At 62.0% G+C, this 25,152-nt stretch carries 21 protein-coding genes; 11 read left to right on the top strand and 10 right to left on the bottom strand.

Going from position 1 to position 25,152, the window contains the following annotated elements; all coding sequences use genetic code 11:
* Positions 1–2: 2 nt before the first annotated feature.
* Complete coding sequence (locus tag ACMDCR_RS19135) at positions 3–2,618, bottom strand: MMPL family transporter (RefSeq protein ID WP_413988132.1); 2,616 nt, start codon at positions 2,616–2,618, stop codon at positions 3–5.
* A 206-nt stretch (positions 2,619–2,824) separates the two neighbouring features.
* On the opposite strand from ACMDCR_RS19135, the gene ispH reads away from it, so the two are divergent.
* Positions 2,825–3,751 (top strand): 4-hydroxy-3-methylbut-2-enyl diphosphate reductase, encoded by a 927-nt coding sequence (gene ispH / locus ACMDCR_RS19130; protein ID WP_413993668.1) that lies wholly within the window; start codon positions 2,825–2,827, stop codon positions 3,749–3,751.
* Between the two features lie 32 nt (positions 3,752–3,783).
* A complete protein-coding gene (gene hpnH / locus ACMDCR_RS19125; RefSeq protein WP_413988131.1) occupies positions 3,784–4,935 on the top strand; it encodes an adenosyl-hopene transferase HpnH in 1,152 nt (383 codons plus the stop codon).
* Here hpnH and ACMDCR_RS19120 read toward each other — a convergent pair.
* The 7 genes from ACMDCR_RS19120 to hpnA all read right to left on the bottom strand — a co-directional run bounded on the left by ACMDCR_RS19120 (position 4,876) and on the right by hpnA (position 12,745).
* Positions 4,876–5,523 carry a phosphorylase gene (locus ACMDCR_RS19120; protein ID WP_413988130.1) on the bottom strand — a complete coding sequence of 216 codons (648 nt, stop codon included), beginning with the start codon at positions 5,521–5,523 and terminating at the stop codon, positions 4,876–4,878. The genes hpnH and ACMDCR_RS19120 overlap by 60 nt on opposite strands.
* A 99-nt stretch (positions 5,524–5,622) precedes the next feature.
* A complete protein-coding gene (shc, locus tag ACMDCR_RS19115; RefSeq protein ID WP_413988129.1) occupies positions 5,623–7,611 on the bottom strand; it encodes a squalene--hopene cyclase in 1,989 nt (662 codons plus the stop codon).
* Positions 7,608–8,906 carry a hydroxysqualene dehydroxylase HpnE gene (hpnE, locus tag ACMDCR_RS19110; RefSeq protein ID WP_413988128.1) on the bottom strand — a complete coding sequence of 433 codons (1,299 nt, stop codon included), beginning with the start codon at positions 8,904–8,906 and terminating at the stop codon, positions 7,608–7,610. Before hpnE ends, shc begins: the two co-directional genes overlap by 4 nt.
* Positions 8,906–9,739, bottom strand: coding sequence for a presqualene diphosphate synthase HpnD (hpnD, locus tag ACMDCR_RS19105; RefSeq protein ID WP_413988127.1), 834 nt, complete (start codon positions 9,737–9,739; stop codon positions 8,906–8,908). The genes hpnE and hpnD overlap by 1 nt, the downstream gene beginning before the upstream one ends.
* Positions 9,736–10,608, bottom strand: a complete 873-nt coding sequence (hpnC, locus tag ACMDCR_RS19100; protein ID WP_413993667.1) for a squalene synthase HpnC — start codon at positions 10,606–10,608, stop codon at positions 9,736–9,738. The genes hpnD and hpnC overlap by 4 nt, the downstream gene beginning before the upstream one ends.
* Positions 10,608–11,756 carry a glycosyltransferase gene (locus ACMDCR_RS19095; RefSeq protein WP_413988126.1) on the bottom strand — a complete coding sequence of 383 codons (1,149 nt, stop codon included), beginning with the start codon at positions 11,754–11,756 and terminating at the stop codon, positions 10,608–10,610. The genes hpnC and ACMDCR_RS19095 overlap by 1 nt, the downstream gene beginning before the upstream one ends.
* Positions 11,753–12,745, bottom strand: coding sequence for a hopanoid-associated sugar epimerase (hpnA, locus tag ACMDCR_RS19090; protein ID WP_413988125.1), 993 nt, complete (start codon positions 12,743–12,745; stop codon positions 11,753–11,755). The genes ACMDCR_RS19095 and hpnA overlap by 4 nt, the downstream gene beginning before the upstream one ends.
* A gap of 343 nt (positions 12,746–13,088) precedes the next feature.
* Between hpnA and ACMDCR_RS19085 the strand changes: the two genes are divergently transcribed.
* The 5 genes from ACMDCR_RS19085 (at position 13,089) to ACMDCR_RS19065 (ending at position 18,790) form a co-directional block, all read left to right on the top strand.
* Positions 13,089–14,492 (top strand): cytochrome ubiquinol oxidase subunit I, encoded by a 1,404-nt coding sequence (locus tag ACMDCR_RS19085; RefSeq protein WP_413988124.1) that lies wholly within the window; start codon positions 13,089–13,091, stop codon positions 14,490–14,492.
* Positions 14,489–15,499, top strand: a complete 1,011-nt coding sequence (gene cydB, locus ACMDCR_RS19080) for a cytochrome d ubiquinol oxidase subunit II (protein ID WP_413988123.1) — start codon at positions 14,489–14,491, stop codon at positions 15,497–15,499. Before ACMDCR_RS19085 ends, cydB begins: the two co-directional genes overlap by 4 nt.
* Positions 15,500–15,541: 42 nt before the next feature.
* Positions 15,542–16,549, top strand: coding sequence for a phosphogluconate dehydrogenase (NAD(+)-dependent, decarboxylating) (gene gnd, locus ACMDCR_RS19075; protein WP_413988122.1), 1,008 nt, complete (start codon positions 15,542–15,544; stop codon positions 16,547–16,549).
* Positions 16,550–16,688: 139 nt separating this feature from the next.
* Positions 16,689–18,365 carry an FAD-dependent oxidoreductase gene (locus tag ACMDCR_RS19070; RefSeq protein ID WP_413988121.1) on the top strand — a complete coding sequence of 559 codons (1,677 nt, stop codon included), beginning with the start codon at positions 16,689–16,691 and terminating at the stop codon, positions 18,363–18,365.
* Between the two features lie 116 nt (positions 18,366–18,481).
* Positions 18,482–18,790, top strand: a complete 309-nt coding sequence (locus ACMDCR_RS19065; protein ID WP_413988120.1) for a UBP-type zinc finger domain-containing protein — start codon at positions 18,482–18,484, stop codon at positions 18,788–18,790.
* A gap of 32 nt (positions 18,791–18,822) precedes the next feature.
* Here ACMDCR_RS19065 and ACMDCR_RS19060 read toward each other — a convergent pair whose 3' ends face one another.
* Both ACMDCR_RS19060 and ACMDCR_RS19055 read right to left on the bottom strand, forming a co-directional pair.
* The gene (locus ACMDCR_RS19060) at positions 18,823–19,641 is read right to left on the bottom strand and encodes a family 1 encapsulin nanocompartment shell protein (protein ID WP_413988119.1); all 819 of its coding nucleotides are present in this window, start codon (positions 19,639–19,641) and stop codon (positions 18,823–18,825) included.
* A complete protein-coding gene (locus ACMDCR_RS19055; RefSeq protein ID WP_413988118.1) occupies positions 19,634–20,728 on the bottom strand; it encodes a Dyp-type peroxidase in 1,095 nt (364 codons plus the stop codon). Before ACMDCR_RS19055 ends, ACMDCR_RS19060 begins: the two co-directional genes overlap by 8 nt.
* A gap of 371 nt (positions 20,729–21,099) precedes the next feature.
* On the opposite strand from ACMDCR_RS19055, the gene ACMDCR_RS19050 reads away from it, so the two are divergent.
* The 4 genes from ACMDCR_RS19050 to ACMDCR_RS19035 all read left to right on the top strand — a co-directional run bounded on the left by ACMDCR_RS19050 (position 21,100) and on the right by ACMDCR_RS19035 (position 24,919).
* Positions 21,100–21,420 (top strand): hypothetical protein, encoded by a 321-nt coding sequence (locus ACMDCR_RS19050; protein ID WP_413988117.1) that lies wholly within the window; start codon positions 21,100–21,102, stop codon positions 21,418–21,420.
* An 81-nt stretch (positions 21,421–21,501) separates the two neighbouring features.
* Entirely contained in the window at positions 21,502–22,623 is a 1,122-nt protein-coding gene (locus ACMDCR_RS19045; RefSeq protein WP_413988116.1) for a DUF2827 family protein, read from the top strand.
* Complete coding sequence (locus tag ACMDCR_RS19040; RefSeq protein ID WP_413988115.1) at positions 22,620–23,801, top strand: DUF2827 domain-containing protein; 1,182 nt, start codon at positions 22,620–22,622, stop codon at positions 23,799–23,801. The genes ACMDCR_RS19045 and ACMDCR_RS19040 overlap by 4 nt, the downstream gene beginning before the upstream one ends.
* A complete protein-coding gene (locus tag ACMDCR_RS19035; protein WP_413988114.1) occupies positions 23,798–24,919 on the top strand; it encodes a DUF2827 domain-containing protein in 1,122 nt (373 codons plus the stop codon). The genes ACMDCR_RS19040 and ACMDCR_RS19035 overlap by 4 nt, the downstream gene beginning before the upstream one ends.
* Positions 24,920–25,152 lie beyond the last annotated feature (233 nt).

The raw sequence follows: 25,152 nt of genomic DNA, 5'->3' as shown, positions 1-25,152 counted from the left end.
TATCATTCCTTCAGTTCCGTGGGCGATGCGGTTTCTCCGCCAGACCCCTTTGGCGGGCGCGGTGGCCCCATCAATATCGGCTGGAAGAACACTGCCGCCATCAGCGTGCAGGCCAGGGAAAGAGCCAGAAGCTCTCCCATGCTCGACGTGCCGGGATGATGCGAAAACCACAGACTCCCGAAAGCGGCGGCCGTCGTGGCGGCGCTGAACAGCACCGCGCGCGTCAGGCTCGAGGCCAGGAGACTGCGCTCGCCGGAGCGCCAGGCCATGACGAAATAGACCTTGAAGGCCACGCCGACGCCCAGCAGCAGCGGCAGCGCGATGATATTGGCAAAGTTGAGCGGCAGATCGAGCAGGACCGTCAGTTCCATCGCCACGACGCCGGCCAGGAGCAAGGGGATCAGCGTCACAAGCACGTCGGTGGTGCGCTTCAACACCACGAAGAGCAGGATGGTGATGCTGACCAGAGCCAGCGCTCCCGCCTGAATGAACGCGTTGACGACCGTCTCGCTGGCATCCTGGATCGTGACCGGATAGCCGGTCGCATCGGGAGCGACGCCGCGCACGGCCTGGGCAAATTTCCGCAGGGCGAGGTTGTCGTTCGTGTCGCCTCGAGCGAACACCTGAACCGCGGCACGCCCATCGGATGTGGTCCAGTCGCTCTTCAACTCAGGGGGCAGATTGTCCAGCGTCACTTTCGATGCCTGCAGGCCGTCGCGCAACCTGGCCAGAAGGCCGGGAAAGCCGCTGAACAGCGCCTGCTGTGCTTGCGCGCGTGTGCCGGCTGGTGCATCCGCCAGCCGCGTCAGCTGATCGGCGAGCTGCGCAATCGCCTTGTCCTGCTGGCCCAACCCGTTCAAGACCATCGCCGCCTGGCGCAGTGAAGACACCGTCTCGGCATCGGGAGTCTCGCCTTTCGATGGCGGGATCGCGAAAACCGGTTCGAGAGCAGCCCGAGCCCCGGCTATCGCGTCGAGTTTCGCAGCCTGGTCATCGGGAATGAACGAGGCGAGCGTTACGGTTCGTCCGACCTCCGGCACCTTGTCGAGCGCATCCGCTGTGCTTTGGGCGGCCTGAAGCGAGGGCCGCAGAATGTGGATCGTTGCAGGGCTGGTATCGGGATCGCGCGTCAGGTCGATGAATGTCGCGACCGATTCGACAGCCGGGCTGCGCAGATGGATCGGATTGAAGTCGAAGCGGACGTGCCAGAGCAGCGGCAGCCCAGCCATGACCAGCAGCAGGGTGATGATCAGGATGGGGTAACGGTAGCGGGCGGTGAAGCGGTCGACGGGAGCAAGGAAGAGAAAGCCGACGGGTTCCGGTTCGCCGGGCGGGCGTAGGATACGGATGAGGGCGGGCAGCAAGGTGATGCTGCTGATGAAGGCCACGATCATGCCCGTGCCGGCGATCAAGCCCAGTTCCGAGAGGCCGCGGTAGGACGTCGGGAGGAAGGAATAGAAGCCGGCAGCCACCGCGACCGCTGCCAGGGCAAGGGGACGGCCCGCCTTGAGCGCCGACCGGTCCAGCGCCTCCGTCAAATCGTCAACCTGATGTCTTTTATCGCGATATCGGACGCTGAATTGGATGCCGAAATCGACACCTAGTCCGACGAAGAGGACGGCGAAGGCCACCGAGATCAGATTGAAGGCGCCGACCATCAGCAGGCCGAGTGCGGCGGTGATGGCCAGGCCAACCACAAGGCTGATGACCACGGCCAGGATGAGACGGCCCGATCGCAGGGCCAACCAGAGGATAATCAGCACGGCGAGGGCCGTGAGTGCGCCGTTCAGGCCGGCTCCTTCGGCCAGCGTATTGAACTCCTCGTCGGCCATCGGCACGTCGCCGGTCAGCCGCACGCGGACACCATGCTCCGGTGTCAGCCCAAGGTCTCTTGCCGCCGACCTTATGGCATCGGCAGCAAGATGCCCGGGCTGGAGATCGGCGAAATCGAGCACAGGGTTGACGAGCAGCAATCGGCGCGTTCCGCGCTTGTCTCCCTCGCCGCCGGTCAGGCTATTCCAATCGAGGGCTGACGGCTTGCCGGCAAGAACACTTCCCAATGTATTCGAGATCGACGCCAACGCGTTCCTGTCGATGGCGTCCGGTGGAATCTGGCCTGCTGCCAGTCCGCTGCCCAGCCCCGTCAGGGTCTGCCCCAGGCCCGCGAGATTGGGATTGGCGGCGAGGGGGCCGAGCAGGGGAGCGGCCTGCTGGATCTGGCCTGCCATGCGCTGGACCTCATTGGTCGGCAGATACAGCAGGCCGTTGCGAGAAAAGAAAGGGCCGGCTCCCGTCTGGCGAACCAGCTTGATCGCCTGCGGCGTGGATTGCAGCTTGGCGAACAGTGATTCTGCGGCGGAGTCGGCTTGATCCGGGGTCGCGGCGTCGATCACCACCACGACTCCGGTGTCGAGATTCGGAAAGGCGGCATTGAAAGCCGCCTCGTATCGGCGCCAGGCCACGTCGGGGGAGATCAGTTCGCTGGAGTTGGTGTTGATGGCAAAATGCGTTGCGGCATAGGCTGCCGCGGCCATCCCGAGGAGAAAGGCCAGAGTCAGGACGCGATAAGCGTGATGCGTGCAGGCATGGACGATGCGAAGAATTAACGTTTCGACCATCGTACCTGCTCCTCGCGGCCTCGACTGCACAACAACTTCTAATGCCTAGTGCCCCGGCCTTCCACAAGCTAGCTTCCAGTTTGGAATTGCCTGCGCCAACCACAGCGGGAGCCAGCGAGGGTTGCGAAATGGAGGCGTTTTAAGTTGGACTGTTTGACGTCGCGTTGTTAGTCTGGTTGGTGCAATTGGATGATAGGCCGTTGTCGATGAAGGTAATTCTCGCTACGCCTCGCGGTTTTTGTGCTGGCGTTGTCAGGGCCATTGATATCGTGGAACTGGCGCTAAAGAGGCATGGAGCGCCTGTCTATGTGCGGCACGAGATCGTGCACAATCGCCATGTTGTCGAAAGCCTGGAAGCCAAGGGGGCCCGCTTCGTCGAAAGCCTGGATGAGATACCGCCCGGTGCGATGACGATCTTCAGCGCTCATGGCGTGGCGCAGGCCGTCGAGGACGAAGCGCGCAGCCGGGGCCTTCCCGTTCTCGACGCCACCTGTCCCCTCGTGGCGAAAGTGCACAACCAGGGGCGGCGCTATCGGGCGCAGGGCCGCGAAATCATCCTGATCGGCCATGCCGGACATCCCGAGGTTGAAGGAACACTGGGCCGTATCGAAGGCCCTGTTCATCTCGTGCAAACGGTCGCCGATGTCGCGGCACTGCCGCTTTCCGACGATGTGCCGGTAGCCTATGTGACCCAGACGACGCTCAGCCTCGACGATACGCGTCAGATCATCGCGGCCCTGAAACAGCGCTTCAGCGACCTCGAAGGTCCTGATACCAATGATATCTGCTATGCGACGCAAAATCGTCAGCGAGCCGTTCGCGAGCTGGCGCAGATGGTAGATTTGGTCCTGGTCGTCGGATCCAAAAACAGTTCAAATTCGAATCGCTTGCGTGAGATTGGCGCGGAATCCGGCGTTCCGAGCTATCTTATCGCCGACGAAACCAAGATCGAGCGCGAATGGCTCGGCAATGTCCGCACTGTCGGCATCACTGCAGGAGCTTCGGCGCCTGAGGTACTGATCGAGCGAGTCATCGATCGGCTGGCCGAGTGGGACGATCTGGACGTCTCGACCATGTCAGGTCGGGAAGAACATATTCATTTCAAGCTGCCGGCCGACCTTGTCGAAAGCTAAGTGGCGATCTGTTTCTCGAAGGATCATGTTGTATGGGTATTCCGTTCAACCAGATGGCCCGTATTGGTGGCTACATCCTCAAGAATGAGGTGATGCGGGTGAAGCGCTACCCGCTGGTCCTCATGCTGGAGCCGCTGTTTCGCTGCAACCTTGCCTGTGCGGGCTGTGGCAAGATCGATTATCCAGCCCCCATCCTCAATCAGCGCCTCTCGGTGGAGGAATGTCTGGGCGCCGCTGAGGAGTGCCCCGCTCCGGTCGTGGTGATTGCCGGCGGCGAGCCTTTGCTCCATCGCGAGCTGCCCGAAATCGTCGAGGCTCTGCTCGCCAGGGGAAAGTTCGTTACCGTATGCACGAACGCGCTTCTCATGGAAAAGAAGCTGGGTCAGTACAAGCCGCACAAAAACTTCAACTGGTCGGTGCATCTCGACGGCGACAAACAGATGCACGACAAATCCGTGTGCCAGACGGGCGTCTATGACAAGGCCGTTGCCGCCATCAAGGCGGGGAAGGCTGCAGGCTTTCGGGTCAACATCAACTGCACCCTGTTCAACGATGCGGATCCCGAAAACGTTGCCGGTTTCCTCGACACCCTCCGGCCGCTGGGAGTCGACGGCATCACGATTTCGCCCGGCTATGCCTATGAGCGGGCCCCTGACCAGCAGCATTTCCTCAATCGCACCACCACCAAGACGCTGTTTCGCGAGATCTTCAAGCGCGGACGCGGGGGCCGTAACTGGGATTTCTTCCAGTCGGCGCTCTTTCTCGATTTCCTCGCGGGCAACCAGACCTACCATTGCACGCCCTGGGGCAATCCCACGCGCACGGTTTTCGGTTGGCAGAAGCCTTGCTACCTGCTCGGTGAGGGCTATGCCAAGACCTTCAAGGAGTTGATGGACAGCACCGATTGGGACAGCTACGGCACCGGCAATTACGAAAAATGCGCCGATTGCATGGTGCATAGCGGCTTCGAGGCGACGGCCGTGAAGGATGCCGTGAAGCACCCGCTCAAGCTGCTCGCGCTCAGTCTCAAGGGGCCACGTACAGAGGGACCGATGGCCCCCGATATTCCGCTTCAGAACCAGCGGCCAGCCGAATACGCGTTTTCAAGGCATGTTCAGCACAAGCTAGAGGAAATAAGGGCAGGCAAGGCCGGGGCCGAGGTCGCGACAGACGCCGCCGAGTGACGCAAAGGCCTGTCTGGAGGCACGCGCGAGGCGCAGAAGGTCGGGAAGCTGGCCCGGGCTGCGCGCCAGGCTTGCCAGAATGCGCGGCAGATCAGGACGGCCGTCGTCATGAAGCGGTATCAAGGCCGCCGGGGGAAGGTCCGATCCGGCTCCGTCGGCGACGGCGCGGATGACCACGAAGGGCAAATCCATCGTCCCAGCCATGTCGGCGACGATGTGAGACTCCATATCCACGATCGAAGCGCCCGTCGTTGAGTGCAACTGCTGCCTGGCAAGGCGTGTCGCGACGGGTGCATCGCTGCCAGCCACTCCCGCCAACATGGCGCCGTCGCAGGCCTCCAACAATCGCTGCCGCCATCCGCTGTCCGTGTTCCAGCGGCGCCCCGGAACGGCAACCCAATCGGCCAACACGACTGTACCAGGCGCCAGGTCGGGGGCGAGACCGCCGGCAAGTCCGAAGGAAACGAGCCCAACGGTTCGGCCGGAGGTCAGGGCCGATGCCAGCCGCTGGCGAAGGAGACTGGCATTCGCCGCCCCGCAGACCGTCTTCCTGGCCACGGCGCGAATGATGCGTGCCTCGGCCGACATCCCGCATATCGCCGTCACGGAGCCCGCGGTGTCAGGCGGTGGCTTCACGTCGGGCGCCCCGTTCGGGGGTGCGCGCCGGAGGGGACCATGCCGGGCTGGTCACATGCCATGCAGCACCCTCGAACCATTACCATTCTGCAGATTGCGATAGCGTGCGACGGCCCAGAGCGGAAAGAATTTGCAGTAGCCGTGATAGCGCAGATAGAAGACGCGCGGAAAGCCGGTGCCGGTATAGCTGGCTTCCTTCCAGAAGCCGTCATCCATCTGGTGATCGAGAAGCCATTGGATTCCGCGCGCCACGCTGGGATGCCCCTGCTCCCCCACTGCTATCAGCCCCAGTACCGCCCACGCCGTCTGCGAGGCGATACTCTCGGCCGCCTGGTAGCCAGTATAGTCCAGCTGATAGCTGGCACAGTCTTCGCCCCAGCCGCCATCCTCGTTCTGGATCGAAACGAGCCAGTCTACGGCCTTGCGAATCTGCGGAGCCTGCGCCTCGACCGCCACCGCATTCAGGCCGCATAGGACCGACCAGGTGCCATAGATGTAATTGACGCCCCAGCGGCCATACCAGCTGCCGTCCTTCTCCTGCGTTCGCCACAGATAGCCGAGGGCCCCCCTGACGGATTGGCTGCTCTGCGCCGTTTCCCCGAGCTGCCCCAGCATCGACAGGCAACGCCCCGTAACGTCCGCGGTGGGAGGGTCAAGCAGGGCGCCGTGGTCCGAAAAGGGAATATGGTTCAGATATTCGTAGTCGTTATCGGCATCGAAGGCGCCCCAACCGCCATTGCGGCTCTGCAGCCCTTCGACCCACTCCCGTCCACGCGCGATAGCATCCGCGAAGTCGCGATGTCCTCTCGCATTCTGGGCCCGGTCCATCGCCATGACCACCACCGCGGTGTCGTCGAGATCGGGATAATGATCGTTATTGTATTGAAAGGCCCAGCCACCCGGCCTGAGACCCGGATGTCCCTCGGCCCAGTCGCCCACGACATCCAGAACCTGTCGAGGCTTCATCCAGGCGAGGCCCAGATCCGCTGCCTGACCGCCGGCTTCCTGGCTGTCATCCCCGCTGCTGGCTTCGAGGAGCGTATGGCACGCCAGCGCCGTGTCCCACACAGGCGATACGCAGGGCTGGCAATAGGCTTCGGTGTCCCTGACGACGAGAAGCTTGTCGATGGCCAACCGAGCTGTGGCGACCATCGGATCGTTGGCGTCATAACCCAGCGCGTGGAAGGCCATGACGGCATTGGCCATGGCGGGGTAGATCGCGCCGAGGCCGTCCTCTCCGTTCAGCCGCTCACGGATGAAGGCGACGGCCTTCGCCATCGCCCGCTCACGCGAGCGGCGCGGGAAGAAGGGATCGGCGGGACGCAGCACCCTGTCGATGGCGCCGAATATCTGCGCATAGGGAGCCTTCTGATGCGGTCCCTTGGGCCAGACCCGCACCTGGTCGGGCGGCGAGACGAAGAGTTCGCCGATGGCGACGCCGCGAGGGTTTTTCGCCGTGGGCTTGAGGGCCTGCAGGATCAGAAGCGGCACCAGCACGGTGCGGGCCCAATAGGAAATCTTGCTGAGATGGAAGGGAAACCAGCGTGGCAGCAACATGATCTCGACGGGCATGATCGGGACCGCACGCCAGGGCACCTGCTGGTAGAGCGCCAGCAGGATGCGGGTGAAGACGTTGCTGCGGGCGCCGCCGCCGTGCGCCAGGATTGCCTGCCGCGCTTTCTCCATGTGGGGGAGGGCCGGATCGTCGCCGATCATCTTGAGGGCGAAATAAGCCTTGACGCTTGCGCTGACGTCCAGTGCCCCGCCTTCGAAAAGGGGCCATCCCCCATGCGTGCCTTGGATGCGGCGCAGATAGGCGGCAATCTTTCCCTCCAGTTCGCGGTCGTCCGGTTCGGCCAGATAGTGGCGCAACAGGATATATTCGGCAGGTATCGTTGCATCGGCCTCGAGCTCGAAGAGCCAGTGCCCGTCAGGGCGCTGACGTGCTTTCAAAGCATCCCGGCCGCGGGCAACTGCCCGGTCGAGGATATCCAGTGAGGATTGGGCCGGCAGGCCTTGCTTGTCGGTCGCTGCGGTCATGTCGAGACAGATCCCTGAGAATAAGCAGCCATGGCGGACGGGTGCCCGGAATGCTGCCGCACCATATCCGCCGCGACGACTCCTGATCGGATGGCTCCCTCGATTGTCGCCGGCAAGCCGGTTGCCGTGTAGTCGCCGGCCAGCAGGATGTTGGACCATTTTGTCCTGGCAGGGGGCCGCCGCTTCTCTTCAGCCGGAAGGGCTGCGAATGTTGCTCGCCGCTCCTTCACGATCTGCCAGGATGGCATCGCAGCGTCCAATCCCGTAGCCGCCTGGATGTCCTGCCAGAGCTTGCTCGCGAGCTCCTCACGAGGCATGTCGAGAAGCCGGTCGGCCCCGCTCGTCGTGGTCGAGATATGGTCGGAAAAAGCAAAGATCCATTCGGCCTCCCCGCCGATTACGCCGAGGATCGGAGGAAGGCTGGTGGGCGGCGCGATCCTGAAGTGGCCGTTGACGATGGCGCAATGCTCGACCGGCACGGTGAGCCCCGGCAGAAGCTGGGAGGCGGCGAGGCCCGGCACAGCGAGAATGACATGATCGTCTGCCCCCAACGAGAGCCTGTCGTCCGCGAATATCAAGCAGTCGGCCCGGTCGGCATCGAAAGAGAGGGATCGTAATCGGCTTCCGAATTGCACTCTTGCTCCCAGGCCATTCAGAAAGGCCAGCGCCGGTTCGACGAACGCCGACGAGAGTCCGCCCCGTGCCGTCAGCGGGCGGCATGCATCGCCGCCGCGCGCCAAGGTTTGGCGGATCACCGCGCCGGCCAGCCTGGCGCTTGCCGAGGGCGGTTCGATATTGAGGGCCGCCAGCAGCAAGGGCCGCCATAGCCGGTCATAGATGAGGCCTCGACAGGAAAGGACGTCGCCGATGGTGGCGCCGTCCCGCGCGAATTGCAGGCGCAACAGGCCGAGATAGTCGGTCCAACGCGTTCCCGGTACGCGCCGGGTCTTGTCGAAGATCCACAAGGGCAAGCGGCCAGGACTGGGTTCGAGCCGCCAGCGCTCCCCATTTTCCAGGTCGACGAAGTCAAAGATGCTGCGGTCAGGGCCGCTCAGGCGATCCCTTGCGCCGATGCGCTGCAGATAGGCCAGAGCCGCCTGGTTGCCTGACAATATTAGGTGATTGCCATTGTCGATCGTGGTGTCCAGGGTCGGGTCCACATAGGAACGGCAGCGTCCCCCGGCTTGCGGCGCTGCCTCATGAAGGTGCACCGGCCAGCCTCGCTCGGCAAGCAAGGTCGCGGCCGACAGACCGGCAAGGCCGGCACCGATGATATGAACCGTGCCGCGCGCCATCAAAACAGGCCATGCCGAACGAGAAGACCGATCAGGGTCAGTCGGGCGAGCCTCACTCGTTCCCGTGGTGGCTGAAAGCCCCGATCTTCCAGGCGATCGAGCAGCCTCATATAGACCGCACCCATGAGACGTGGCGCGCGCGTCATCGAAGGGGGAATTCGCCGCCATATCAGGGCGGCCTGATCGAAGTGACCACGGGCCCGTGCAATCAGTAACTGACACGCCGTCGCAAGCGCGGGATGGGCCAGAACTTCACTCGTGACGCGTGTCTCGATGCCGGCTGTGCGAAGAGCTTCTTCCGGCAGATAGAGGCGGCCCAGTCCAGCATCCTCGTCAAGGTCGCGCAGGATATTGGTCAGTTGTAGAGCGCGGCCGAGATGGTGCGCCAATGCCGTGCTTTCCTGGCCGCGAATGCCAAAAATCCGATTGGAGAGCCGCCCCACGGCGCTCGCCACGCGATCGCAATAAAGATCCAGCGTACTCAAGCTTGGAGCGATGACATTGCCCTCGGCATCCATCGTCATGCCGTCGAGAAGGGCAGTGAAATCGTCCTTGTCCAATTGATAGCGGTCGACGACGGCCGCAACGCTCGCAAATCGGCCAGGAGCTCCGCCCGCATAAAGCGACTTGAGATCGTGACGCCAATTCTCGAGTTCGGCCAGACGCTGAGCCGAAGTGCCGCCCTCATCCGCGACATCGTCGATCCTGCGACAGACGTCGTAAATCGCGTACATCGCTTCCCGCTGCTGACGCGGCAGGATTCGCATCGCGGCGTAGAACGAGCTGCCCTTCGCGCGATTGGCCTGTATTGCTGGCTCTGCTACCGCGGTCATGTCGGCAGCCGGCGCCCTGGGACGCGATTTCGCCGGCCGAAACGCGTTCTTCCCACCAGAACGGCGATCATCGTGCCGAAAGCCCTGGCCTTGCCGATATGGACGCGCTGGCTCAGCGGATCGCGGTGCTTGAGCAACTGAACGAGCTGCACGGCAAGGCTGTGGATGACGCCGACCTCCAGGGACAATCGGCCGTCGCGAATATTCCAGGCGAAAGGATTGGCGTCGTCGAGCAGCCTCTCGGTGCGCGCTGCCAGGCCCGACAGACAGCGCAGCAGGGCAGGGGAGGCATGTCCTTGCCCGAGGTCCGAGACTTCAACGCCAGCGCTGCGCATGTCTTGCAGTGGGACATAGATCCGGTCGAGCGCCCGATAATCCTCGCCGCAATCCTGCAGGTGGTTGATGATCTGAAGCGCGGCGCACAGCGCATCGTTGACAGGCCAAAGAGCCTGGCTCTCCCCATGCACGTCGAGAACATAACGTCCGACAGGCATGGCGGAGAAGGAGCAATATTCCATCAGTGCGTCCCAGTCTTCATAGCGCAATTTCGTGACGTCGGTGCGGAATGCGTGGAGCAGATCGAGGGCATGACGCGGGCTGAGTCCATGGTCGGCGAGGACGGATCGCAGTTTGACGGCGGCAGGTTCGTGGTCGTCAACGCCCAACAGCCCCGCCTCGAGTTGGTCGAGAAGACCAAGTTTTTCAGCAGGCGCCAATTCGGGATGGTCGGCAACATCGTCTGCCGTGCGCACGAAATCATAAAATGCCATGATCGGCGGACGGTGCCGGTCGGCAATCAGCCAGGAGGCGACGGGAAAATTCTCGTCCCTCGAACCCTTGCCGGTCCTGGCAGAAGCGGCGCTGTCCATCATGCGCTCCTCGAAGCCTGGACTCGCCCCTTCCATAATCCACCACGTCCGAGTGCGTGCTGGATCGCCGAGTCCAGCGTAAAGGCCATGTAGCACAGAGCGATTATAGGCAGCAGCGGCGCCCAAAGCCATGAGGACGCATAGAAACGCAGTGTCGGAACATAGGCAAGCGTCATGGCGATCCATACGGCCGCCGCAACATAGCTGGCAGGCGCCGGCCCCAGCAAGGCGATTGCAGGCGGCGCGACATAGACGACAGCCATGCCCAGCACGGTCCCCAGCAACATCAGGGGCGAATAACGGAGCTGAGCGTAGGCGGAGCGGGCCACCATCCTGCGGATGTCATCGAAATGGTCGTAGATCCGAATGCTCTGCGCCCGGGAAGTCAAGCCGAGCCAGATCGAACCACCATGGCCCTTGAGCCGCGCAGCCAGGGCGCAGTCATCGATAAGGGCGCCACGGATCGAGCCGATGCCGCCGATTTCCCTCAGGGCGGTCCGGGCGACGAGGATGCAGCCGCCAGCGGCCGCTGCCGTCCCCGATTCGGGGCGTTGTACCCAGCGAAAGGGATAAAGCATCTGGAAGAAGAAGATGAAGGCTGGAATGAGCATTTTCTCGGCCAGGCTCTCGCATCGCAACCGAGCCATCAGCGACACGGCGACAAACTTGTCCTTTGTGGCGCGCATCACCATCGTTCGCAACGTATCGGGATCATAGGTAATGTCTGCATCGCTCAGCCAGTAGTAAGCCGGCTCCGTGGAGCCGGCTGCCTCGATGCCCTGATGGAGCGCCCAGAGCTTGCCTGTCCAGCCCGCGGGCAGGGGAGTTCCCGGCACGATCGTCAGGTCCGTGCCGCGACCTGTGCTCTGTGCCGCGGCGAGGGCTTCCACGGCGGTCATGTCGGTGCTGCTGTCATCGACCACCACGATGCGAAGGTGACCCGGATAGTCCTGCCCGAGCAGGGAGGTGACGGCCCGTGCTATGACTTCCGCCTCGTTACGGGCAGGGACCACGGCTACGACGCTCGGCCATTGGCTCGGCGAGACATCCACGACCGGTTCGTCGCGATCGGCTGCTCGCCAGAAACCGCCACGGGCGACGATCAGGTAGATCCAGATGGCTGCGCTCACAAGGGCCAGGACGATCATCGCAGGTATCCCGCCAACCGGAACCACGCGATCGCGTCGTTCAGCGCTTCGCTGTAGGGACGCGCACTGTAGCCCAGTTCTCGCTCCGCTTTGGCTGAGGTGTAATACATCTTGTGGCGGGACATTCTGAGCGCATCGAGGCTGACGAAGGGCTCGCGGCCCGTCACCCGGGCGACCGCCTCGGCCGCGACGGCGATGGGAACGACGGCGCTGCGCGGCAGGCGAATGCGCGGTGGCTGCCTGCCGACGATAGCGGCGATATCGGCAAGCATCCGCGCCAGGGAGACGTTCTGGCCGCCGAGGATGTAACGCTCGCCCACTCGACCGCGGCGTAAGGCGGCGACATGCCCGAACGCGACATCGTCGACATGTACGAGGTTGAGGCCGGTGTCGACGAAGGCCGGCATCCGCCCCGACGCCGCCTCGATCACGACTCGGCCCGTCGGAGTGGGGCGGACATCGCCGGGCCCGATGGGCGTGGAGGGATTGACGATGATAGCCGGCAAACCCTGCTCCCGAATCATCTGCTGGACCAGCTGCTCAGCGGCAACCTTGCTTTGCTTATAGGCACCGACAGCATCCTCCTCGTCCAGTTGCGCCGTCTCGTCGCTGGCATCGGATGTGCTCGGTGGACGGATCGTGGCGACACTGGAGGTGTAGACGACTCGCCCGATGCGCGTCTCGAGCGCAGCCTGCATGATGTTGTGCGTCATGGCGACATTGTTGTGGCGGATCTCTTCGGGATGCGGCGCCCACAGACGATAGTCAGCCGCTACGTGGAAGAGACAGTCGGCGCCCTGCATGCACTGCCGCGCCACCTCGGCGTCACGGAGATCGCCGATGACAACCTCGCAGTCCAGTTCTCCCATCCTATCCCGCTGGCTGGAAGGGCGTGCAACCGTGCGTATGCGGTAACCTTCCTGTCTCAAATGGCGGGCCACCGCGGATCCGATAAAGCCGAAGGCGCCTGTGACGACTGCGAGCGTCATTTCATATCTGCTCCGTTCACGCCGAGGCGCTCGACTGCGGCGATCAAGGCTAGCCAGTTCCACCGTCCGCGTCGAGCCGGCCGCGAAAGAAGACCGGCAGAGACACGGTGCCGCAGTCTCCCCGAAGTGCATCGGGCAGACAACGAGCGGCAATCGCGTGTCCGGCCTCTTCAAATCAACCTGAGATAGCGAAAACGGTGGGTGAGCACTTCCTGGAATCGAAGAAAAAATGATCACTAAGTAAAAACAAATAAATCTATCCTCTTGCCATCGGACGCGAGCAGCAGTCATCTTAGTTTTGCGGTTCGTCCCGAGACTACGGTGCAGTTCTGGGGGGCAAGTGATGGAACTCGATCCCGTCTTTTTGTCACGATTGCAATTTGCCTGGGTCATTGGTTGGCACATTCTGCTACCCGCCTTCACCGTCGGTATGGCGTCCTTCATCGCGCTGCTGGAAGGCCTTGCCTTGGCAACGGGGCGGCAGGTCTACCTCCGCGTCGCCACCTTCTGGATCAAGATCTTCTCGATCGCCTTTGGCATGGGCGTTGTGACCGGCATCATCATGCCGTTCCAGTTCGGCACCAATTGGAGCCGATATGCGGAGGCGACATCCAATGTCCTGTCGCCACTGTTCGCCTATGAGGGGCTGACCGCCTTCTTTCTGGAAGCGGCCTTCCTCGGCGTGCTGCTCTTCGGCCGGCAACTGGTGCCGCGCTGGGCCCATTTTGTCGCGGCGCTGATGGTCGCGGTCGGCACGCTATTCTCATCCTTCTGGATCCTCGCGGCCAACAGCTGGATGCAGACGCCCGCCGGCTATGAATTCATCGATGGGCGCTTCTTCCCCACGGACTGGGTGGACGTCATCTTCAATCCCTCCTTCCCGTTCCGGCTCGCTCATACCGTGGTGGCTTTCTACGTCACCACCGGCTTCGTGGTCCTCGGCGTCGGTGCCCATCTCACTCGTCGCAGCGCCTCCTATGCCGAAGGGCGGACGATGCTGTCGATGGCGCTCTGGCTCCTCACCGTGCTGGTGCCGCTGCAGATGTTTCTCGGTGACCAGCATGGCCTGAACACGCGCCAATACCAGCCGGCCAAGCTCGCCGCCATCGAAGCACGCTGGGACACCGGCCGGGGCATTCCGCTGACCCTGTTCGCCATCCCCGACGAGAAGGCTGGCAAGAATCTGTTTTCCATCGAGGTGCCCTTTCTGGGCAGCCTGATCCTCACCCATGAGCTCGACGGCGAGGTCAAGGGCCTCAACGATTTCCCGGCCGACCAGCGCCCGCCCGTCGCCATACCCTTCTTCGCCTTCCGCATCATGGTCGGCTGCGCCGTTCTGATGCTCTGCATCGTCGTGCTCGGCGGCTGGCTGCGCTGGCGGGAGCGGCTCGACGACAGCCGATTCTTCCTCATCCTGTGCCAATGCACCATTCCGATCGGCTTCATCGCTGTTATCGCCGGCTGGGCGACGACGGAGGTCGGGCGACAGCCCTGGACCGTCTTCGGCCTGTTGCGCACAGCCGAATCCGTTTCGCCCTCGCTAACCGGGCACGACGTCGCCTTTTCGCTGCTGAGCTACATGCTCGTCTACCTGATCATCTACCCCGTCGGCGTCCTGCTGATGCTGCGCCTCGTGCGCAAGGGGCCTGCGCAGGTGGAAGAGGAGGTCTCCATCGTGGAGGGCGGGCGGCCTGAAGCGCCGGTCCTGGCCGGCGCCGTTGGCCTTGGCAAGGGAGAAGTGCGATGAACCCGGTGCTCGACTTCGTGCCCATCTGGACGCTGATCCTGGGCATGGCGGTGTTCTTCTACGTCCTGCTGGACGGCTTCGACCTTGGCGTCGGCCTGCTCTACGGCCTTGCGCCCGACACGCCCTCGCGCAACACCATCATGAATTCGATCGCCCCGATCTGGGACGGCAACGAAACCTGGCTGGTCCTGGGCGGCCTCGGTCTGCTGGCCGCGTTTCCGGTTGCCTTCGCCATCATCATTCCCGCTGTCTATTTCCCAATCCTCGTCATGCTGCTGGCGCTGGTGTTTCGCGGCGTCGCCTTCGAATTCCGCTTTCGCGATACCGAGCACAAGACGTTCTGGGACCATGCCTTCTGCTATGGTTCTGGTATCGCGACCTTTGCCCAGGGTGTGGTACTCGGCGCCTTCATCCAGGGCTTCCAGGTCACGGGCCGGACCTTTTCGGGCAGCTCCTTCGATTTCCTCACGCCCTTTTCTGTACTTACCGGGGTGGCGCTGCTGTTCGGCTACGGCCTGCTGGGATCCGGCTGGCTGATCCTGAAGACGGAAGGCGCGGTTCAGGCGGCGGCCCGCATGCAGGGGCGCGTCTGTCTTCTCGGAGTGATCGTCGCCGTTGCCATCGTCAGCATCTGGACCCCGTTCATGAGCCCGGCGATATCGGCTCGCTGGTTCGGCTGGCCCAACACCCTGCTGCTCGCTCCCATACCGATCGCCACGGCCCTGGTGGCCATCCTCACCTGGCGCGCGCTCGGCAGTGAGGCGGAGGCGGCGCCCTTCATCGGCGGCATCGGGATGTTCGCCCTGTCCTATATCGGCATCGCCATCAGCCTGTTTCCAATGATCGTGCCTGGACATTTCACCCTGTGGGAAGCAGCATCGTCGCCGCGAACCCAGGCCTTTCTGCTCGTCGGCACGCTCGTGCTCCTGCCTGTCATCCTAATGTACACCAGTTGGTCCTACTGGGTCTTCCGCGGCAAGGTCCGGACCGACATCGGCTATCACTGAAGTTTGAAAAGTCAGCGCAATTTTTCCTCAAGGGAGAGAATCATGCAACTTGGAATGGTCGGTCTGGGCAGGATGGGCGCCAACATGGTGCGAAGGCTCCTCAAGCAGGGCCATCAATGCGTGGTCTTCGACATGTCTCCACAGGCTGTCCAGGGATTGTCGGGGGAGGGCGCGACCGGTGGTACGTCGCTGGCCGACCTTGTCGCCAAGCTCGAGAAGCCCCGCGCCGTCTGGCTGATGGTGCCCGCTGCGGTCGTGGATAGCACGATCGCCCAGCTGGCGCCCTTGCTTGAGCCGGGAGACACGCTGATCGACGGCGGCAACTCCTATTACATCGATGACATCCGACGCGCCAAGGAACTGGCCTCGAAAGGGATACGCTATATCGATGTCGGCACAAGTGGCGGCGTATGGGGGCTTGAGCGCGGTTATTGCATGATGATCGGGGGACCGAGCGCGGAGGTTGAACGCCTAGACCCGATTTTCAGGACACTCGCGCCAGGTCAAGGTGATATTCCGAGGACTCCGGGGCGAACGGAAGCGAGCGGCACGTCGGAACTGGGATATCTTCATTGCGGGGAAAGCGGGGCAGGCCATTTCGTCAAGATGGTGCACAACGGTATCGAGTATGGTGTGATGGCCGCTTATGCCGAAGGGCTAGGCATTTTGCGGGCAGCCAATATCGGCAAAACATCGCGGGTGATCGACGCCGAGACCACGCCCCTGCGCAATCCGGAACATTATCAGTATGACTTCAACCTGCCCGACGTGGCGGAGGTATGGCGCCGGGGGAGCGTGATCGCTTCCTGGCTTCTTGATTTGACGGCGGCAGCCCTTATCGAAGACCCCGCCCTCGCAAAGTTCCAGGGTCGCGTTTCCGACTCCGGCGAAGGCAGGTGGACGATAACGGCAGCAATCGACGAGGCCGTGCCCGCTCCGGTGCTCACCACCGCCCTCTACGAGCGGTTCAGTTCGCGTGGCGACGCCGATTTCCAGAACAAGCTCTTGTCGGCCATGCGTTACCAATTTGGCGGCCACCTGGAGAAATAGAGCGGGATTGAAACGATAAGCTCTCTCACGCGGGGGCGCATAGGTTGGCATCGATGGGAACGGAGAACTGGACCGCGAGGGCCGACACTCCGGGACCGATCGTTGCTTATCAGAGGTTGCCGGCGGGCGGAGCAAAGTCATGACCACTCCATCGATTGGCTTTGCTCCTACCAATGCCCGCTTCGAGCAGATGTTTCCCACGCTCACCGGCGTCGAAATTGCGCGGATGAGCAAGTTCGGAGAGCCGAGGCGCTATCAGGATCGAGAGCGTATCGTCGAGAGCGGCAAGCCCGGCGCGGGTGTGATCGTGGTGCTATCGGGACATGTGGCGGTCACACAACGCGACGGACTGAATCATGTCTCACCGGTCATCGAATACGGGCCGGGACAGTTCCTCGGCGAGGTGGGGCAACTGTCCGGCCGCGCTTCATTCGTGGATGCCCATGCCGAGGGCGAGGTCGAGGCCATTGTCATCGCGCCAGTGCGCTTGCGGCGGCTGCTGACGGCGGAGGCCGATCTGGGCGAGCGCATCATGCGTGCCCTGATCCTGCGGCGCGTCGGCCTGATCCAGAGCGGCGTCGGCGGACCCTTGCTCGTCGGCAGCCCCCACATGCCGGATGTCATGCGCCTGCAGAGCTTTCTAACCCGTAATGCCTACCCCTATCACCTCCTCGATCCCGCCGTCGACGCTGAGGCGGCAAGCCTTGTTGCAGCGGCGCCAACTGCCCTGAATGGGCTGCCATGGGTCGTCTTGTCGGATGGCACGACATTGCACAACCCGGCAGAAGCCACGTTGGCGCGGGCCATGGGCATGCTCGCGGAGCGCCCAGGCAGCGCATCGTATGATGTCGCCATCGTCGGGGCGGGCCCGGCGGGGCTGGCAACCGCGGTCTATGCCTGCTCGGAGGGCCTGTCTGCCGTCGTACTCGATGCTCGGGCGTTCGGCGGACAGGCTGGCGCGAGCGCGCGAATTGAGAATTATTTCGGCTTTCCTACCGGCATCTCAGGGCAGGCACTGGTTGGCCGGGCTTTTGCCCAGGCACAGAAATTCGGCGCGGAAGTGATGATTCCATGCGAAGTGAAGCGCCTGGATTGTAGCAGGGCGGACGGTTTCCTCGCGCTTGAACTTGAGGGTGGCGCGCGCGTCCGCGCACGTTCGGTCGTGATCGCCAGCGGCGCCCGCTATCGCCGTCCCAGCGTGGCCGACCTGCAGGTCTATGAAGGCAAGGGCGTCTGGTACTGGGCTTCGCCCATCGAAGCCAGGTTCTGCGCCGGCCAGGAGGTCATCATCGTCGGCGGCGGCAATTCGGCGGGGCAGGCGGCGGTGTTCTTGTCCGGTGCGGCCGAGAATGTGCATGTCATGGTGCGTGGTAGCGGACTTGCCGAGACCATGTCGCAATATCTCGTCGATCGCATAGCCGCGGCCCCGAATATCGCCCTGCATACGCGCACGCAGCTCACGGCCCTGGAAGGTACGCCGGAAACTGGCCTTGAGAGGGTGCGCTGGCGTAACGACGAGGCTGCCCTGGACCTTGAGAGGGACATTCGCAATGTCTTTCTCTTCATCGGCGCGGAGCCGGCAACAGCCTGGCTTTCCGATTGCGGAGTGGAACTGGATAAGGCCGGCTTCGTCATCACCGGCTCGTTCTCGAAGTCCTCGGCGTCGCCGCTCGAGACGAGTGTGCCGGGTGTCTTCGCCGTGGGCGATGTGCGCTCCGGCTCGGTCAAACGCGTCGGCGGCGCCATCGGCGAAGGAGCCCAGGTCGTCGCCGCCCTGCATGGCTTTCTTACCGGCGCACGCCAATCCAGCGCCTAGAGCAAAATGGGTTCAGGCAAGAGCGGATTATGAAATTAACTTATTGGTATCAAAAGCATTTTGCGATTCTTGGTGATTCGATCTGAAAGCAAAACGCTCTAGACAGGACAACAGCCATGGTCGATGAATGCGCCCACGCCGAAGACATACCTGTCGTCACCCCCAGCGCGCTCGGCTGCGAGGAATGCCTGAGGTCAGGCAGCACCTGGGTTCACCTGCGCCTGTGCCGGACATGCGGGCATGTCGGCTGCTGCGACGACTCACCCAACAAGCATGCCACACGGCATTTCAAGGCGACCGGCCACCCGGTGATTGAAGGCTATGACCCGCCGGAAGGCTGGGGCTGGTGCTATATCGACGAGTGCTTCATCGATCTCGAAGGGAACGTGACGCCGCATAACGGCCCGATCCCGCGTTACTATTAGGCGTGTCATTCGGGCAGGGTGCGGCCATCGGTTCAGGTGGAGGGCTTGTCGGAGCTTGCACGAAGCACGACAGCCGCCTCGCTCGTCAGGTGACGGAAGGTGAAGCTTTCCTGCAGGTAAAGCCGAACGGTATCGTCGGTATGGCTGAGATAGCCGATGGAGATATCCTGCCCGATAGCAAGCTCGAAATCGCCACCGCGCGTGGTAACGACATAGGCGCCTGAAATGGCCGGAGCCCAGATGATCTCGTCGTTGATGAGACGCTTGACGTGCTCCAGGACGGGATAGCCGTGATCGCTCGTCTCGGCGAGCGCGGTATAGGCCTCGGCTCCCAACAGCACGGCATAGGGTCCGTTAACGCCGACAAGACGCAGCTGGCTGAGGGCCTGGGCGATGGCATCGGGATAATCATCCACGTTGGCCGGAAGGGTCATGACAGGATTGCTGGTGCCTTCCCGGATGCCGACGATGTTGGCCTTGCCGTAGCCTTCGAAAATGGCCCGGTCCTCGGCGAAGGCCAGGGTCCGGGCGGCATCCTTGGCAGGTTGCCAGTCGGAATCGCTCGAACCACGCTCGACATCATCGATCGCCGCACGCGTCAATTCGAAAGGCACACGCAATTCCACCAGGGCCTTCACCTCGCGTTGCCTCGCGATGATGCCCTCGGCAGGGGCCGCGATGGGCACGAGATGACCGGTGCCGACCGCCGACAGGCCAACGCCGCCGGGAGCTGGCACATCGACGACACGCCGGCCCGCGAGATAGCGCTTGAGCGTGCGGGTCGTCTCCTCCTCGATCTCGGACCATGCCGCGTCAGAAATCGGCGCGAGCTCGCGATGGAGATTATTCATGCCCATGGTCTCCTTTGAGGGATCCGATGCCAAGAGAACTGTCGTGCGAGGTGTCGGGGGATGAGATGTCGACAGGCGAAACCGAGGATTGCTCAGGCTCTGCCGATGGCGTGCCTACCGCCGCGGCGGGCTCTTCTTCGCCAAGATCCTCGAGAAATGTCGCGGAGGGAGCAAAGAACAAGTTTCCGGTCACAGCGCGGCTGAAATCCAGCAACCGGTCGTAATTGCCCGGCGGGCGGCCCACAAACATGTTCTCGAGCATCTGTTCGGTCGGCCGAGGCGAGCGGCTGTAACCAATGAAATAGGTGCCGAATTCGCCGTGGCCCGGCCGCCCGAACGGCATATTGTCGCGCAGGATCTTGACCTCCTTGCTGTTCTCGACGATCACGGTCAGCGCGCTATGGGCCGAAGTCGGCTTGACGGCTTCATCCAGCTCGATATCCGTCAATTTCCGGCGACCGATGATCCGCTCCTGCGCCTCGGTGGAAAGGGCGTTCCACCCGGCCAGATCATGCAGATATTTCTGCACCAGGACATAGCTGCCGCCGGCAAAGGTCGCGTCCTCCTCCCCGACGAGAGCCGCGGCGGCTGCGGCTGGTCCTCTCGGGTTCTCGGTTCCATCGACAAAGCCGATGAGGTCGCGATCGTCGAAGTAGCGAAAGCCATGCACCTCGTCGACCGGCAAGACCGCCGACCCGATGCGCTCCATGATCTGGGTCGCCAGTTCGAAGCAAAGATCCATACGGCTGGCGCGGATGTGAAACAGCACATCGCCTGGCGTGGCGACAGCGTGGCGGCCTCCCGAGCGGATCTCGCGGAAAGGATGAAGCTCGGCGGGGCGGGGAGCGCCGAACAGCCGGTTCCAGGCGTCGGATCCGAAAGCAGTGACACAGGTAAGGCCGGCCTCGATATCGCGAAACTCCACCGCCCGGATAAGACCCGAAAGATCGCCGCAAAAGGCTCGCAGGCTCCCGGCGTTCTCCGACCCTGGCTTCAGGCTGACGACGAGAAAGATCGCCGCGCGCGTAAGCAGCCCGAGCACCGGCTGGGGAATCGGGGCATCGTCCTGCTCTCTGGTGCCGGTCACCTGATCTGCCCGACTTTGACGTCGGCCCCGCCCAATTCGGTCGCTTTGGTCAATTCAAGCTCGCTGAAAGGCCGGCGCCACGAGACTGAGGTGTTGAATGCCATCGAGAAGAGATCCGGAGTTGGCAGGCCCTTCCGCTCGGAACAGGCCGGGTTTTCGAACGCTTCCGCTCGCCTTGAGCAGGCGTTTCGGGCTGGAGACATAGTCACATCACGCTTGAAATCCAGCTTCAAGCCTCAACGCAAATAAATTTCCTGCTCGTGGAGTCTTAGGAGGTTGAGCCGTTTTGGCACTGGGCCACAGCATAGGCACATGGGCAAATGGGACTACCGCAGGATACTTCCGGAGCTTTTCATCTGTGGGAGCCGTAGATGAAAGCGAACAGGTGCAAAGGTGCGCTACCGAACGGTGACAATCGCGGCATGCGGGTTCATGGGAGCCGATTTTCCGCTGCGGCACTTGTCCAAGAATTTGCTCCCGATCCGGCGCCAATCCGAAGCCAGCCGTCAAGCGACAATTGCGAGCCGGCTCTTTGGACCATGGCCATGCAGTTTAACCAGAGAATACATGACGAATTAATTAGCGCGGACAATGCCAGCATGGCATGGACCTACGCGACCGTCGGCGTTATTAAGGCCTCCTTTACCCTCAAAGACGCCGGAACGGCGATAGACTGTCACATGACGCAATAGCAGCCTTGGTCGCCGCTTCAGCGAGGCGGCGCTCGCCTGAAACCGCCCAGAGCTGGATACGACCTTGATAGGGAGAACGCGATGCGGATCGGAATTTCGATCCTGACCCATCAGGGTCATAATCTGTGGAACAATGGCATCGGCCAGAATGTCTATCATCTGGCCAGCGCTCTGGAACGCATACCGTTCGTCGAGCGCGTGGTCCTGCTCAATTGCGGCGACCAGGAATATCCACCAGGCGACTCCGGTGAGATGGGTTCACATTTCCCACTGATTCCTCTTCGCGACGCCTCTTCCGATATTATCGACGTGGCTATCGAGATGTCCGGGGGGCTGGATGTCGAGTGGCTTGCCCGGTTCAGAGCTCGAGGCGGTCGTGTCGCCTTTGCCAATTGCGGACAGCCCTACGCCGCGATGATCGAGCCGGCGATATTCAAACGCCCGAGCTTCTTCAGCGAGGCGGAGCGTTGCGACGAGGTGTGGCTGCTTCCGAAGGATCGCGCTTTCACGGCGATGATGCGCAGCATCCATCGCTGCCCGGCATATGAAGTACCCTATTTATGGGCACCGACTTTTCTTTTGGAGACGGCGAAGGAGCGGCCGTTCGGCTACCAGCCGGGTTCGCTGCAGCCAGGCAAGGTCTGTCCCGCCATATTCGAGCCGAATGTGTCGCCGATCAAGATGGGCCTGATTCCCCTGATGATTTGCGAAGAGATCGAGCGACGCGAGCCGGCAATTATCGAGCGGGTACGCCTGCTCAACAGCAAGCACATGTCGGATCAGGCGACCTTCCGCTTCCTGATCGAGAACCTCGATCTTGGCAAGCATGGCAAGATCGAAATGGGCGGAAGGGACTATTTTGCCCATGTCATGGCTACGGGAGCCAACATGGTGGTCAGCCATCAGATCGATTGCGCCCAGAACTATCTTTATCTTGACGCGGTCTGCGGCGGATATCCGCTGATCCACAACTCCGAGATGTTCACGGAGATAGGTTATTACTACCCGCGGTCGGACGTTGAAGCCGGCGCGGCGCAGTTCAGGCTCGCCTTGCAAGAACATGATCGCAACTTCGATGCCTATACCACGCGTAGCCGGCGGGCCATCGATGCATTGAGCCCGGCAAATCCAGTCAATCTGGACGCCTACGCCCGGCGACTTGTCAATTTGACGCTACCTGAAAGAGCGTGGAAACGCGCATGAACCTCGCCATGAACATGTCGACGCAACCTCCCTTTCGCCGCGAGAAGCGCGATCGAATCCGTGTCGGCGTCACGCTTTATTTTCGCGAGGGGCAACAGTCACTGTGGGAAAATGGCATCTTCCAGAATTGCTTCTTCCTGCTTCTGCTGTTGAAGAACAGCCCGCTCGTCGAGGGGTGTTTCATCGTCAGGGGAGGGCCGGGGGATCCAGCCGAGGCAGGCAACTTTCTTGCCGATGCGCCAGCACCGGTGATCGATCTCGCCACGGCCATGAACGAACTCGACGTGCTCATCGAGCTCAGCGCACAACTCGACCCGGACTGGGGACGACAGTTCGTCGCGAGAGGAGGGCGTATCGTCGGCATGAGGGTGGCGAACGACTTCGTCATAGATAGCGAGCGCATGGCTTACGGCCTTGACCCTGCGTTGCTCATGGCAGGCGTTCCCTACCACGAGATCTGGACCCTGCCGGCCTTCGAGCGCACCTGCGTGGGCTATTACAAGACCGGCTTCCGGGCGCCCGTGCGCATCATGCAGCATCTATGGAGCCCTGCGGTACTCGAGCGGGCTTTGGCGGTCGCACACCCTGGCAAAATCTTCGAGTATGAACCAGGGCGCAAACGCTGGCGCTGCGCGGTGCTCGAGCCCAACGTATGTAGCGTCAAGACCTGTCACCTGCCTATGCTTGCCTGTGATGTCGCGCATCGGCGAAACCCGTCGGTGATCGAAATCCTGCGCGTGTTCGGATCGCTCGCCTTCAAGGAGCATCGCGATTTCGTGGCCTATGCACGCAGCCTCGACCTGGTGAAGCAGGGATTGGCAACCTTCGAGGGGCGGTATCCCATCTTCGAAATCATGGGGCCGTTCGCGGATGCCATCGTCTCCCATCATTGGGAAAATGCACAGAACTACCTCTATTACGAAGCTCTTTATGGCGGCTATCCGCTTATCCATAACTCTCATTTGCTGGAGGGATGTGGCTACAGCTACCGCAATTTCGATCCGGAGGACGCCGCATCGGCGCTCTTGCAGGCCTTCGCAGGCCACGACCGGCACTTCGACGATTATCGACGCCAGGGGCGGGCATTTCTGAGCAAGCTCGATCCCCTGAGTGAGGCGAACATCACGTCTTACGGTCAAACACTCCTCGATCTCTTCGCCGAGGATAAGGCATCGTGAGTCTTCGCTCTCTGCGCATCGGAATCACGATCGGCCTGCAAAAGCCCGATGAGAGTCTTTGGATCAACGGCATCAAGCAAAATGCCCTGTTTCTTGCGAAGGCCCTGAAACACTCCGCCAGCGGACACGAGGTCCTGCTCCTCAATACGACGAATGTCCCGATCACCTCCCAGCTACCGTGGGATCTCGACTACTTCAGCACGGTGCCCTTCAGTGAGGGATGGCCGGGCCTGGACGTCGTGATCGAGCTGGGCGGGCAAGTCAGCCAGGAAGAGACCGCTCGCCTGAAAGCGCAAGGCACGCGTCTGATAAGCTATTGTTGCGGGCCGGAATATGTCCAGAACATCGAGGCGATGATTTTCGATCGACCCTTGTGGGAGACGATATTCATCAATCCCCACTATGACCAGTTGTGGATCATCCCGCAGGTCTATGCCGGGAATCGAGGCTATCTGCAAACCTTCCGCCGCTGCCCTGCCAGGCAGGTTCCTTTCGTCTGGGATCCTCTGGCGATCGAGGCCGTCACCGCGAATTTCGAGAATCAGGGGGAGTATCGGCCCCGCACCGGGGCGAAGCGCCTCGCGATCGTCGAACCGAATATCGACGTGCTCAAGTTCTGCCTCCATCCGATCCTGGTGGCCGAGCTTGCCTTCCGATCAGTGCCGAATCGCATCGAATTTCTTCACGTCGCCAATTCGACACGCTTCGTCGAGCAGAACCGTGAGTTTGCCGGCCTCATGCGTCAACTCGACATCGTCAAGGCGCAAAAGGCAAGCTTCATCGGACGGGTGGACACCCCCTGGTTCCTTGCCAACTACACCGATGGCGTCATTTCCCACCAATGGGGTCTTCCGCTCAATTATTTCTATCTGGAGTGTTGCTGGCAGGGTTATCCCCTAATCCACAATGCCGATCTCATTCCGGAACTTGGCTATTATTATCCCCATTCGGAAATCGACGTTGGCGCCCGGATGCTCGTCGACGCCCTGGAACACCATGACGACAACTGGCTAAACTATCGCGATCGCCAGAGACAGCTCATCCGCCGCTTCCTGGCGACGGAACCATCCGTTGTCGAAGCCTATGACAATTTGCTGACCGAGCTCCTGGCAAAGTGATCCCAAAAATGTCGCCCGCGAAGAATCGGGATCATGCACGCACCGGGCTTTGCCGAAACCTCACACGCTACAAATCAGCTTTTGAAGATTCCGAAGGTTTCCAAGCGAATTCTGGCCTCAAAATGCAACGCCGGACAAACTTGCTTGCCCGGCGTCTCTGCTGTCCCTGCTAAGGGATTGATATTAAACGATCTATTTCTCTTCGAGTGGCCAAACTTTGGTGGTCGTCAGCG

Source organism: Labrys okinawensis, assembly GCF_047345005.1.
In the GTDB taxonomy this organism is placed as follows: domain Bacteria; phylum Pseudomonadota; class Alphaproteobacteria; order Rhizobiales; family Labraceae; genus Labrys; species Labrys okinawensis.
Note: the sequence above shows the minus strand (reverse complement) of the source record. Positions and strands in the feature narration are given on the sequence as shown.

Excerpts from the sequence above, each read along its gene's own strand:
- ACMDCR_RS19135 (WP_413988132.1), bottom strand. The coding sequence starts at position 2,618 with ATGGTCGAAACGTTAATTCTTCGCATCGTCCATGCCTGCACGCATCAC.
- ispH (WP_413993668.1), top strand. The coding sequence starts at position 2,825 with ATGAAGGTAATTCTCGCTACGCCTCGCGGTTTTTGTGCTGGCGTTGTC.
- hpnH (WP_413988131.1), top strand. The coding sequence starts at position 3,784 with ATGGGTATTCCGTTCAACCAGATGGCCCGTATTGGTGGCTACATCCTC.
- ACMDCR_RS19120 (WP_413988130.1), bottom strand. The coding sequence starts at position 5,523 with ATGTCGGCCGAGGCACGCATCATTCGCGCCGTGGCCAGGAAGACGGTC.
- shc (WP_413988129.1), bottom strand. The coding sequence starts at position 7,611 with ATGACCGCAGCGACCGACAAGCAAGGCCTGCCGGCCCAATCCTCACTG.
- hpnE (WP_413988128.1), bottom strand. The coding sequence starts at position 8,906 with ATGGCGCGCGGCACGGTTCATATCATCGGTGCCGGCCTTGCCGGTCTG.
- hpnD (WP_413988127.1), bottom strand. The coding sequence starts at position 9,739 with ATGACCGCGGTAGCAGAGCCAGCAATACAGGCCAATCGCGCGAAGGGC.
- hpnC (WP_413993667.1), bottom strand. The coding sequence starts at position 10,608 with ATGGACAGCGCCGCTTCTGCCAGGACCGGCAAGGGTTCGAGGGACGAG.
- ACMDCR_RS19095 (WP_413988126.1), bottom strand. The coding sequence starts at position 11,756 with ATGATCGTCCTGGCCCTTGTGAGCGCAGCCATCTGGATCTACCTGATC.
- hpnA (WP_413988125.1), bottom strand. The coding sequence starts at position 12,745 with ATGACGCTCGCAGTCGTCACAGGCGCCTTCGGCTTTATCGGATCCGCG.
- ACMDCR_RS19085 (WP_413988124.1), top strand. The coding sequence starts at position 13,089 with ATGGAACTCGATCCCGTCTTTTTGTCACGATTGCAATTTGCCTGGGTC.
- cydB (WP_413988123.1), top strand. The coding sequence starts at position 14,489 with ATGAACCCGGTGCTCGACTTCGTGCCCATCTGGACGCTGATCCTGGGC.
- gnd (WP_413988122.1), top strand. The coding sequence starts at position 15,542 with ATGCAACTTGGAATGGTCGGTCTGGGCAGGATGGGCGCCAACATGGTG.
- ACMDCR_RS19070 (WP_413988121.1), top strand. The coding sequence starts at position 16,689 with ATGACCACTCCATCGATTGGCTTTGCTCCTACCAATGCCCGCTTCGAG.
- ACMDCR_RS19065 (WP_413988120.1), top strand. The coding sequence starts at position 18,482 with ATGGTCGATGAATGCGCCCACGCCGAAGACATACCTGTCGTCACCCCC.
- ACMDCR_RS19060 (WP_413988119.1), bottom strand. The coding sequence starts at position 19,641 with ATGAATAATCTCCATCGCGAGCTCGCGCCGATTTCTGACGCGGCATGG.
- ACMDCR_RS19050 (WP_413988117.1), top strand. The coding sequence starts at position 21,100 with ATGAAAGCGAACAGGTGCAAAGGTGCGCTACCGAACGGTGACAATCGC.
- ACMDCR_RS19045 (WP_413988116.1), top strand. The coding sequence starts at position 21,502 with ATGCGGATCGGAATTTCGATCCTGACCCATCAGGGTCATAATCTGTGG.
- ACMDCR_RS19040 (WP_413988115.1), top strand. The coding sequence starts at position 22,620 with ATGAACCTCGCCATGAACATGTCGACGCAACCTCCCTTTCGCCGCGAG.